General features: G+C 64.7%; 10 protein-coding genes and 1 tRNA gene. 8 read left to right on the top strand and 3 right to left on the bottom strand.

Going from position 1 to position 11244, the window contains the following annotated elements:
- The first annotated feature begins 560 nt into the window (after positions 1-560).
- Positions 561-3089: an ATP-dependent Clp protease ATP-binding subunit gene (locus JWP90_RS07820; protein ID WP_297362078.1), complete on the top strand. Its 2529-nt coding sequence runs from the start codon at positions 561-563 to the stop codon at positions 3087-3089.
- A 70-nt stretch (positions 3090-3159) separates the two neighbouring features.
- Here JWP90_RS07820 and JWP90_RS07815 read toward each other — a convergent pair whose 3' ends face one another.
- Positions 3160-3666: a hypothetical protein gene (locus JWP90_RS07815; protein ID WP_297362075.1), complete on the bottom strand. Its 507-nt coding sequence runs from the start codon at positions 3664-3666 to the stop codon at positions 3160-3162.
- 186 nt (positions 3667-3852) lie between these two features.
- Here JWP90_RS07815 and JWP90_RS07810 point away from each other — a divergent pair, with 186 nt between their 5' ends.
- Both JWP90_RS07810 and JWP90_RS07805 read left to right on the top strand, forming a co-directional pair.
- Positions 3853-4359 carry a sigma-70 family RNA polymerase sigma factor gene (locus tag JWP90_RS07810; protein ID WP_297362072.1) on the top strand — a complete coding sequence of 169 codons (507 nt, stop codon included), beginning with the start codon at positions 3853-3855 and terminating at the stop codon, positions 4357-4359.
- Positions 4356-5093 (top strand): anti-sigma factor, encoded by a 738-nt coding sequence (locus JWP90_RS07805; RefSeq protein ID WP_297362069.1) that lies wholly within the window; start codon positions 4356-4358, stop codon positions 5091-5093. Before JWP90_RS07810 ends, JWP90_RS07805 begins: the two co-directional genes overlap by 4 nt.
- Before the next feature lie 16 nt (positions 5094-5109).
- On the opposite strand, the gene JWP90_RS07800 is transcribed toward JWP90_RS07805, so the two are convergent.
- A complete protein-coding gene (locus JWP90_RS07800) occupies positions 5110-6036 on the bottom strand; it encodes a Ppx/GppA phosphatase family protein (protein ID WP_297362066.1) in 927 nt (308 codons plus the stop codon).
- Positions 6037-6069: 33 nt separating this feature from the next.
- Between JWP90_RS07800 and JWP90_RS07795 the strand changes: the two genes are divergently transcribed.
- The 3 genes from JWP90_RS07795 (at position 6070) to JWP90_RS07785 (ending at position 7840) form a co-directional block, all read left to right on the top strand.
- Positions 6070-6585 (top strand): amino-acid N-acetyltransferase, encoded by a 516-nt coding sequence (locus JWP90_RS07795; RefSeq protein ID WP_297362063.1) that lies wholly within the window; start codon positions 6070-6072, stop codon positions 6583-6585.
- A gap of 236 nt (positions 6586-6821) precedes the next feature.
- Positions 6822-7436 (top strand): hypothetical protein, encoded by a 615-nt coding sequence (locus tag JWP90_RS07790; protein ID WP_297362060.1) that lies wholly within the window; start codon positions 6822-6824, stop codon positions 7434-7436.
- 11 nt (positions 7437-7447) lie between these two features.
- Positions 7448-7840 (top strand): SseB family protein, encoded by a 393-nt coding sequence (locus JWP90_RS07785; RefSeq protein ID WP_297362056.1) that lies wholly within the window; start codon positions 7448-7450, stop codon positions 7838-7840.
- 10 nt (positions 7841-7850) lie between these two features.
- Here the strand turns inward: JWP90_RS07785 and radA are convergent, their stop codons facing one another.
- The gene (gene radA / locus JWP90_RS07780) at positions 7851-9209 is read right to left on the bottom strand and encodes a DNA repair protein RadA (RefSeq protein ID WP_297362053.1); all 1359 of its coding nucleotides are present in this window, start codon (positions 9207-9209) and stop codon (positions 7851-7853) included.
- 103 nt (positions 9210-9312) lie between these two features.
- Here radA and JWP90_RS07775 point away from each other — a divergent pair.
- Both JWP90_RS07775 and JWP90_RS07770 read left to right on the top strand, forming a co-directional pair.
- A tRNA-Ser gene (locus JWP90_RS07775) sits at positions 9313-9399 on the top strand.
- 491 nt (positions 9400-9890) lie between these two features.
- Positions 9891-10790, top strand: a complete 900-nt coding sequence (locus JWP90_RS07770; protein ID WP_297362051.1) for a hypothetical protein — start codon at positions 9891-9893, stop codon at positions 10788-10790.
- Positions 10791-11244: the final 454 nt, after the last annotated feature.

Raw genomic sequence — 11244 nt, 5'->3', positions numbered from 1 at the left:
CACCGCGATCGCGGCCGGCGCCATCCTCGCCATGATCTCCGACACCATGATCCCTGAAGCGTTCCGCGACGCGAAGGCTTTCACCGGCCTCATCGCCACCATCGGCTTCTTTGCGAGCTTCGGCGTTCACCAGCTTGCCTGACAGCAGCGTCCCCGACCCCAAATTCAGCAGATCCGGCCCGACACGCCGTGTGGGAGCGCGCCCACACGGCGTGTCGCGCCACTTCTGCTGAATTCGAGCGGTTCTCCTGAACCTGTTCGCCCACCCGGAACGCTGCGGCAACGGCCACGAGAGCGAGCGAAATGAAAATGGGCCAGAACTCGATCGGCCCCGCGTGCGACGGTTCGGGCAGGCCGTGTGTTGAGCTGAGCAGAAGACACTTTTTCTCCCGGCCGGCCCCGAGCCGGAGGCGATCGGGTCATCGTCGCGTTCAGCAGAAGTACTGACAGATGGGTGCCGCCTTCGCGCCCAGAGCGAACAAGGGCCTATTCGGAACCAACGGTCGTTACGCTCTTTGTAACGGTGTCCCCATCCCTGCCCGGGCACCCAAGGAGCGAACATGTTTGAGAGATTTACCGACCGCGCTCGTCGCGTCGTTGTCCTGGCCCAGGAAGAGGCCAAGATGCTCAACCACAACTACATCGGCACCGAGCACATCCTGCTCGGGCTCATCCACGAGGGTGAAGGCGTCGCAGCAAAAGCTCTCGAGTCGCTCGGTATCTCGCTGGATGCCGTGCGCGAACAGGTCCAGGACATCATCGGTCAGGGCCAGCAGCAGCCGACCGGTCACATCCCATTCACCCCGCGCGCCAAGAAGGTACTCGAGCTGTCGCTCCGCGAGGCCCTTCAGCTCGGCCACAACTACATCGGCACCGAGCACATCCTGCTCGGGCTCATCCGCGAGGGTGAGGGTGTCGCGGCGCAGGTGCTCGTCAAGCTCGGCGCCGACCTGAACCGCGTGCGCCAGCAGGTCATCCAGCTCCTCAGCGGCTACCAGGGCAAGGAGACCGCCGCCGTCGGCGGTAACACCACCGAGACGACCGCGCAGGGTGGATCCCAGATCCTCGACCAGTTCGGCCGCAACCTCACGCAGGCTGCCCGCGACAACAAGCTCGACCCGGTGATCGGCCGCGAGAAGGAGATCGAGCGGGTCATGCAGATCCTCTCCCGCCGGTCGAAGAACAACCCGGTTCTGATCGGTGAGCCCGGCGTCGGCAAGACCGCCGTCGTCGAAGGGCTCGCGCAGGCGATCGTCAAGGGCGAGGTGCCTGAGACGCTGAAGGACAAGCAGCTCTACTCACTCGACCTCGGCTCGCTCATAGCCGGTAGCCGTTACCGCGGTGACTTCGAAGAGCGGCTGAAAAAGGTCACCAAGGAGATCCGCACCCGCGGCGACATCATCGTCTTCATCGACGAGATCCACACTCTCGTCGGGGCAGGCGCGGCCGAGGGTGCAATCGACGCCGCAAGCATCCTCAAGCCGCTCCTCGCCCGAGGCGAGCTGCAGACCGTCGGCGCCACCACGATCGACGAATACCGCAAGCACTTCGAGAAGGATGCAGCGCTCGAGCGCCGGTTCCAGCCGATCCAGGTCGCCGAACCGTCGCTGCCGCACACCATCAACATCCTCAAGGGACTTCGCGACCGGTACGAGGCTCACCACAAGGTGTCAATCACCGATGGTGCCCTCGTGGCCGCGGCCAACCTCGCGGACCGCTACGTTGCCGACCGGTTCCTTCCGGACAAGGCCATCGACCTGATTGACGAGGCCGGCGCGCGCCTGCGTCTGTCGATCCTCTCGAGCCCGCCAGAGCTTCGCGAGTTCGACGAGAAGATCTCCGTCGTCCGCGGCGCCAAGGAGACGGCGATCGAGGACCAGGACTTCGAAAAGGCGGCATCGCTGCGCGACGAGGAGAAGAACCTCCTCGGTGAGCGACTCCGCCTCGAGAAGCAGTGGCGCTCAGGAGACGTCAAGACGACGGCGACGGTCGACGAAGGCCTCATCGCCGAAGTGCTCGCACAGGCGACAGGCATCCCCGTCTTCAAGCTCACCGAAGAAGAGTCGTCACGACTGGTCTTCATGGAGAAGGCTCTGCACCAGCGTGTCATCGGCCAGGAAGAAGCCATCTCCGCGCTGTCGAAGACAATCCGTCGTACACGCGCCGGTCTGAAGGACCCCAAGCGCCCATCCGGCTCCTTCATCTTCGCCGGTCCGACCGGTGTGGGTAAGACGGAGCTGGCCAAGGCTCTTGCAGAATTCCTGTTCGACGACGAAGACGCCATCATCTCGCTCGACATGAGCGAGTACGGCGAGAAGCACACGGTCTCGCGACTGTTCGGTGCTCCTCCCGGGTTCGTCGGCTTCGAAGAGGGCGGGCAGCTGACCGAGAAGGTCCGTCGCAAGCCGTTCTCCGTGGTGCTGTTCGACGAGATCGAGAAGGCTCACCCCGACATCTTCAACTCGCTCCTCCAGATACTGGAAGAGGGACGGATGACGGATGGTCAGGGTCGACTGGTGGACTTCAAGAACACCGTCATCATCATGACCACGAACCTCGGATCCAAGGGAATCGCCGGTGGCCCCGTCGGCTTCCAGGTCGAGGGTGACACGACCGCGACCTACGAGATCATGAAGGCTAAGGTCACCGAGGAACTCAAGAAGCACTTCAAGCCTGAGTTCCTGAACCGCGTCGACGACACCATCGTGTTCCCGCAGCTGTCCAAGCCGGAGCTTCTGCAGATCGTCGACCTGTTCACCAAGCGCCTGAGCTCACGCCTGCTCGACCGCGACATGACGATCGATCTGACCCTTGCTGCGAAGGAACGGCTCATCGAGGTCGGTTTCGACCCGGCCCTCGGGGCCCGTCCGCTGCGCCGTGCGATGCAGAACGAGATCGAGGACCGTCTGAGCGAAAAGATCCTCCACGGCGAACTCAACTCGGGAGACCACATCCACGTGGACTTCGCCGACGGCGAGCTCGTGTTCGTGACCAAGCCGCGCGGTGAGACCGTAGGGGCCGGATTGAACTCGGGTCGTTCACTCGGCACAGGTTCGGTCACTCCTGACCTCGCCATCACCGGCGAGTAACAGACCGCACGCACGAAAAGGCCGGGAGGGAGACCTCCCGGCCTTTTCGGCGTCGTACCGATTAGCTCGGTCAGTACCCGGATGTGTCCGCAGCGGTGTCGATCTTCGCGCCATCAGGGCCGACAACCCACCACACGCCACCGACGCCCTGTCCGGTCACATCGCCGGGAGCCTCGTCAGGGGCGTACAGGTAGAGCGGCAGTCCGTTGACGGTGATCTGGCGCGATCCGTCATCGCGGGTGATCGTCGCGACGTCCCCGGTGACGCCGTCTGCCGCTGGGCTCTCGTCCATCGCAACGACGGGGGGCCATGCAGCCAGGCAATCACCCGAGCACACGGACTTCCCCGAGTCTGCCGTGTCTTTGTCGAAGATATAGACCGTCATCCCGTCGCCGTCCACGACGATGTCGCCGAGCGAGCTGTCGGCGACCGAGAGATCGGCGTCGCTTGTCTCCGCGGGGGACTGGGGCGTATCGGATGAGGGGGCGTCGGCCGCCGGTGCGTTCGAGGCGCATCCGGACAATCCGACGATGCTCAGGGTTACTGCTGCAAGCCCGAGGAACACTTTCTTGATCATGGTCGTCTTCCAATCTGCGGGAAGGGACGGATTCGCCCCTCAGCGAGAACACGACGTGGGCCGGCGAAAGGTTCACCTTCTGGTCCCTCCCCGGCGGCACCGCGAGTAGATTGTGCCGGGACGAGCAAACCGCGCCTCAGGTGAACCGAATGTGCGGCTCCCTCGTTGTTCCAGACGGAGGCGAGAATGTCGACGGAACACGCCGAACTGCTTCGTGCGCTGCACGACGAGCACTGGGCCGCGCTCACGCGTTTCGTCTATCACCTCACGGGCGACAGCGCCCTCGCGGAAGACGTCGTGCAGGAGACGCTGTTCCGCGCGTGGAAGCATCCGGACATCCTCGAGCAGAACGCGGGATCGGCGCGGGCCTGGCTATTTGCTGTGGCCAGGAACCTCGTCATCGACGACAGGCGAAGCGCGCATCACAGACACGAACTCGCGACCGGCGTCGTTCCTGAACGATCCAGCCCGGACGGGATCGACGGCATCCTGGACGCCTGGCTGGTGTCGGACGCTCTCACCTCCCTCTCGGAGGACCACCGGCTGGTTCTGGTGCACACCTACTACCTGGGCCGCTCGGTCGCAGAAACGGCCGACGAGCTCGGCGTTCCGCCCGGAACCGTGAAATCGCGCATGCACTATGCCTTGCGCGCGCTGCGCCTCGCACTGCAGGAGAGGGGAGTGACCCAGTGACCGGCACTCACAATGCGTACCGCGAGTGGGACGCCGCATACGTTCTCGGTGCGTTGAGCCCTGATGAACGGCGGGCGTTCGAGCGTCACCTCAGCAACTGTCCCCAGTGCGCGGCAGCTGTCGGGGAGATCGCCGGGATGCCCGGGATTCTCAGCATGCTGAGCCCGGCGGACGCGAACGCCGCTGGCGGAGGCGATCCGCTCCGAGACGGGCAACACCAGGCCACCGCCGTGCAGCGACTCGCCGGGGTTGTCAGGGCGGAACGCCGGAGGGCCCGGCGGCTGATGGCCGCCGGCACGGTCGTCGTTGCAGCAACTCTCCTCACCGCCGGTATCGCATGGGGAGGGACGGTCCTGTCTCCCGGTCTGGAGCAGGCCGGCCCCGTACTTCCCAGCGCCGAACCCGCTGACGTCCTCGAAATGACACCGCTTGCCCCTGGCACCCTGACCGCTGACCTCAGGGTGACGCCCAGGAAATGGGGCACCCTGCTCGCCTGGGAATGCCGGTACGGGCAGCAGTGGGCAGGCCCCTCCAGCGATCCGACTGACCTGCCCGAGTACGCACTCTATGTCACCAGGAGTGACGGCACCGAGACGGCGGTAGCCACCTGGCGCGCGTCGGGCGAGCGCGCAAGTGGACTCACGGCGACCACGAGCATCCCCGCCAACGACATCGATCGTGTCGAAATCCGCGCGATACAGGGGAACCGGCCCCTCGCGCAGGCCAAGCTGTGACCGCTCGCGACCCGGGTCAGGCGAGCCGGTCGAGGTAGCGCAGCAGCACGCCCTCGCGCGTCGCCCACGGTGAGACGTCAAGCTCACGGACGTTGAACGCAGCCATCGCCTCGCTGAGGACGATCCCGCCGGCGACGATCTGGAACGTGCGATCCGTCGTGATCCCCGGCAGAGCCGGTCTCGAATCCGCTGGTATCTGGGCCAGCCGGGGAACCCAGTCATCGAGCCGGTTCCGGCGGAGGGTGAGTCGGTCCTCGTCGCCGACGCCGTCGGTCTCCGAACCAGCGAGCCGGGCGAGGGATCGAATCGTCTTGGACGAGCCAACGATCTGTCCCGGCTTGCCCAGCCCTGAGAACTCGGATCGTGCCGCCTCGAGCACCCCTCTGGCATGGTCTCGGAGAGAATCCTGCTGGGCCTCGGTCGGCGGGTCGTTGTGGAGGAACCCGATCGTCGAGCGTCCAGCGCCGAGGGGGAGCGAGAGGGCGACCTCGGGTTCTTCATCCTTCCCCAAGGCGATCTCCAGAGAACCGCCTCCGATGTCGAAGAGGAGGATGTTGCCGGCCGACCATCCGTACCAGCGTCGAACCGCGAGGAAGGTGAGCCTCGCCTCCTCCTCGCCGCTCAGTACGTGCAGGTCGAGCCCGGTCTCGCGCTCGATCAACGCCAGCACGGCCGGGCCGTTCGCCGCCTCACGGATGGCGGATGTCGCCATCGGGAGAAGCTCGTCCAGGTTGCTCTCCCTGGCGATTCTCGCCGCATGCCGGATCGCATCGACGAGCGAAGAGACGCCTTCATCCGTGATCGAGCCATCCGTGTCGATGTACCGCATCAGCCGGAGCACTGACTTATGCGATGCTTCGGCAACCGGTCGTGCGCCCGCGTGAGCATCGACGATCAGAAGATGGACAGTGTTTGAGCCCACATCGAGCACTCCGAGTCGCATACCCACAGGTTACCCCTCGCTAAACTGGCGCTCATGACGAAGCCCGGGCCTGAATTCACGGTGCGTCGCGCGCGCACAGCCGATGTCGCCGCAATTCGTGAGCTGATCGAGCCACTCGTTGCCCAGCGCATCCTGCTCGGCAAGGAACGTGTTGTCTTCTACGAGGCTGTGCAGGAGTTCCGGGTAGCTGAGGCAGCCGATGGAACCCTCATCGGCTGCGGGGCGCTGCACGTGATGTGGGAGGACCTCGGCGAGGTCCGCACGCTGGCTGTCGACCCGGCGTGGCTGGGAGCCGGAGTCGGCCGCGCGCTCCTCGAACGTCTCGAAGCGGATGCTCGCGAACTCGGGTTGTCCCGCCTGTTCTGTCTGACCTTCGAGGTGCCGTTTTTCACGAGAAACGGGTATGGGGAGATCGGCGAAGGGGTCATTGACCCGGAGGTCTATTCAGAGATGGTGCGGTCCTCAGACGAGGGCGTGGCGGAGTTCCTTGACCTGGCCAGGGTGAAACCGAACACCCTCGGGAACTCACGGATGCTGAAGCGGCTTTAGCCTGCTCATTTGTCGGTCCTTCTGTGACTGTTCGGTGGCGAGGATGGCTTTTACTGATCGTTTACCCTCCCGGTGGATCGGCTCGCGTTCCCAGGCTCCGCGTCATGGCAGCCACGGTGCCGTGTCTGTGAGCCGGCGCGGCAAGGCGTAACCGCGTCGACGGCGCGGATGGTCGCAATCACGACCTTCCGCGCGCCTTCGGCTGCAGGCATCCGGCCGCTGGCTATCCTGAATCCATGTCGACCAACGAACGCAGTGGCCGGGAACCGAAAAGCGTCTACGTACGCCGGCGGCTTTGGGTTCTCGCCGGATTTCTCGCCGTTGTCGCGATCGTCGGGCTTGTGATCTGGAAGCCTGGATCGACTTCCGGCGCCGCCCAGCAAGAGCAACCCGACACCAGGGCTTCGTCATCGCCATCACCGACACCGACTCCTGGCGCGGTGGCCGAGTGCGAAGATGACGATGTGGTCGTCGAAGCGCTCACTGACAAGAACACCTACGAGGCGGGTGAGCTGCCTCAGTTCTCCCTGCGGATCACGAACGGTAGCGACTCCGCGTGCGCAGTCAACGTGGGGACCGCCGCCCAGGTGTTCACCGTCAAGAGCGGCGACGACGTCTACTGGACGTCGACGGATTGCCAGGTCGAGCCTGCGGACGCTGTCGTGACCCTGGAAGCAGCACAGGTGGTCGCGTCTGCGGCACCGATCGAGTGGGATCGCACCCGTTCAACCCCATCGACCTGTGAGGGTGAGCGTCCCGCCGCTCCAGCGGCAGGCGCCTCGTACCACCTCAGCACTTCGGTCGACGGTTACGAGAGCGAAGAGTCGAAGCAGTTCATCCTGCTGGGCTGAGAAGATAGAGCATGTCCAGAAAGAAGAAGCAGCCATCGTTCCGCTCGCAAGTCCTCGCGGAGGCGCTCGAGCACCAGGACATGGCCGCTGTGGCTTTCGCACTGCGAAACGATCGCGTGGTCGTGCCGCTCCTCACAGCCGGTCAGCGAGACAAACCCACAGACGCGGGTGAGGTCTGGACCTATCGCCAACCCGAAACCGGCCGGCTCGCCCTGCTGCTGTTCTCCGATGCGGCACACAAACCTGCTGCCCTACCGCCGACCGTCGGCCTGCAGGACGGCGTCTGGCTGCACACCTTCCTGCGTACGCACGGCAGCGAGATCGAGACCGTCTTCTTCGACATCGCGGGACCACATCCGATGCAGGCGACGCCTGATGAGCTGCTGCGAGTGCTCGCGCTCTAGTGCCCCGGGGTCAGAACGCCCGGTCCAGCTCCTTGTCGAACGCGGACCCAGCGGCACTCTTCGCCGAAGTCAGCGCTTCGCGGATGCTTCCGACCGTCGCGTCGACGACGATGCGGTAACCGAGCCGCCGCGCCTCGCCCATACGCTGTTTGGCAGCGGCGACCGGGCGGACCTCCCCAGCAAGCGAAATCTCTCCGAACGCCGCGAAGTCATGGGGCACGGGGTAATCGGATGCGGCCGAGGCGATCGCAATCGCGATGGCCAGGTCCGCGCCCGGTTCGGTCAGCTTGACCCCTCCGACGGTGGATACATAAACGTCCTTGTCATGCAGCTTGATCCCCGCACGTTGCGACAGCACCGCGAGCAGCATCGCCACCCGGGAGGAATCGACGCCGTTGGTCACCCGCCGCGGGTTGGGCATCGGAGTGTCGAGGACGAGCGCCTGGATTTCGACCGGGATTGCCCGTTTACCCTCCATCGACACGGTGACACAGGTGCCGGATACTGCGGCACCCCGGCTGAGGAACAGGCTGCTGGGGTCGGGCACCTCGGCGATGCCGTCACCGGTCATCTCGAAGCATCCCACCTCGTCGGTTGGCCCGAAACGGTTCTTCAATGCCCGGACGAAACGGAGCGAGGTGTGCCGGTCCCCTTCGAACTGGCACACGACATCGACGAGGTGCTCCAGCAGTCGGGGGCCGGCGATGCTGCCGTCCTTGGTGACATGGCCGACGAGCAACACAGGCAGCCCGCGCTCCTTCGCCACGCGGATCAACGTCTGCGCGACCTCGCGAACCTGGCTCGGCTGCCCGGCGATCCCGTCGGAGAGCGGGCTGGATACCGTCTGGACGGAGTCGACGATCAGAAGCTGGGGTTTTATGGCGTCGATCTGGCCGAGCACGACGCCCAGGTCGGTTTCAGCGGCGAGGAACAGGTTGTCGCTGAGCGCCCCGGTCCGGCGCGCTCGAAGCTTCACCTGGTTCACCGACTCCTCCGCGCTGACGTAGAGCACGCGTGACTTCGCTTTGGCGGCCTTCGCCGCGACCTCGAGGAGTAACGTCGATTTGCCGACGCCGGGCTCGCCTGACAACAAGATGGCTGCGCCGGGGACGATGCCTCCACCGAGCACGCGGTCGAACTCGTCGATACCGGTTGGCCAGTGCGCGACATCCGCTTCGGTGATCTCGGTGATCGGCCGGGCGGAGCGGTCGGCCGACACGGAGGCGGCAGACACCCTCTGCACGATCCCGGTCTCGACGGAGACGTCGACCACCGTTCCCCACTGCTGGCATTCGCCGCAACGACCAGCCCATTTCAGGGTCTGCCAGCCGCACTCGGTGCATTTGAAGGTCGAGGTCGGTTTAGCCATGGAACGAGCTTATCCACGGGCTCTGACACCCGCGCCTGATCCAGCAAACGGTGGAGGGGAGTCCAATTCGCGCAGGCTCCGCTGATCAACTACACTCGACGGCGGTGGCGTGTCCGAGCGGCCGAAGGTGCAACTCTCGAAAAGTTGTGTGTGTGAAAGCGCACCGTGGGTTCAAATCCCACCGCCACCGCCCAAGCAAGAGCCCCCGCAGCGTCCGGTTGCGGGGGCTCTTCCCCTTTCCCGAGCTCTCGCGTCATACCCCTGCGGCCTCCGCGCAGATGTAATCACAGGTCTACCGAGCCGCGCACTCGTTCCTGGCGAGATCGTCGCCAAACGCTGGGGCGCTCGGACATGCAGAATCGCAACACGTGTCTCGGTGGGGAAGGGCCTCGAATTGACCGCTCAGCCGCAGCTGGGAGCGCGACCGGTTCTCCGAGTTCCGGGAACGGCCGGTTCCTTGAGGAGGCGGAAGCGGGTCGGCTGGCTCGACAGCACCACCGGTAGCTTTCCTCGTGAGTACATCTCGCTCGGCGAGAGGACCCCGTCTTCGGCCATGACACATCTCAACCCGAATCACCGGGGATGTCACTCCGCACTCCTTTTTTCGAGATCAGCGCCTTCGCACGAAAATGGAACGGAGCGTGCCCGATTGGCGCCAGGCACGCCCTCTAGACTGGCGCGGTGACTGATGCTCCTGTTCTCGGACTCCTGCTCGACGTCGATGGCCCGATTGCCAGCCCGATCAGCCGGAGCATCGCGATTCCCAGCATTGCCAGCGACCTGGTGGAACTTGCCAACGGCGGAGTGCCCATCGCGTTCAACACGGGCCGTTCCGACGCCTTCATCCGGGCTGAAGTTCTGCCGCAGTTGATCGCTGCCGGACTCCAGTCGAATGCGCGCGTGTGGGCGATCTGCGAGAAGGGCTCCGTCGTCGCTCGAATCACTCCGGCTGGTTTCGGTGAGATCGACGTCGATGACTCGCTCGCCGTCCCGGCTGCGTACGCGGATGCCATCCGCGACCTGGTGCAGACAGCGTACGACGACGTCGTGTTCTTCGACGAGACCAAGCGCGCCATGGTGTCCGTCGAGCAGCGGCTCGACGTTTCCGCCGAGGAGTTCTCCACCCGCCGGCACGCCTTCGACGCGGATGCGGCCGCCCAGCTCTCGGCACACCGCCTCGGTTACGAGTGGGGGGACACCATCGTTCCCGACGCATCCGGCGCCGTTCCGTTTCGGATCGACCCCACGATCATCTCCACGGACATCGAATCGGTGAAGCTGGGCAAGGACCTCGGTGCGAGCAAGTTCCTCGCACTGCTAGAAGCCGAGGGCGCCGTCATGCCGCTCGCCTGGCGCACGCTCGGGGACTCACGCACCGATTACGCCATGGCTGACTGGCTGCACGAGCAGGGGCACGACGTCGTTCACGTCGACGTCCGCCCAGCCGACGGGGTACCCGAGACTCCGTACCCGGTGCGCCACCACAGCTCTCTCATCCATGACGACGCGGGTGCGCTCTACCTGGGTGCGTGGGTGCGGATGCTCCGCGGCGAAGCGGACGACGACAGTTCGCTCCGATAGCGACCGACGGTCCCGGATTCCGCGGAATTCCGCGCCAGACCGGCGCGACACGCCCGGCCTGCAGCCCGAATTTGCCAGCCGTTCGGATCAACCGTAAAGTTCTTACTTGTCACCCCAAAGGTGCGGCAGAGCGACTAGCTCGCCGGCCTCATGCGGGACCAAATCCAGGTAAAAGAACAGACGCTCTTGAGTGTCGGTGTTCACTGCCTTAGGATTAAAAACCTCCACTCGAAGAAGCTGAAGAAATTCAGTCGATCGATTTGTTGCGCCGACTCTCTGTCGGAGCGCAAAACGGCCGATTTGACAAAAACTTCGAGAGTGGTAAGTTAGAGAAGTTGCCCTGCGGAGCAGCCCTGAGGGGTGAAAAGCAGGAGCATCCGATCCTTGAGAACTCAACAGCGTGCACAATGTCAAATGCCAAAAACCCGGCAATCCAGCCTTTCTGGTTGGGTTA

Source organism: Mycetocola sp. (assembly GCF_025464835.1).
Lineage (GTDB): Bacteria > Actinomycetota > Actinomycetes > Actinomycetales > Microbacteriaceae > Mycetocola_A.
This window is presented reverse-complemented; position numbering and strand designations above follow the sequence as displayed.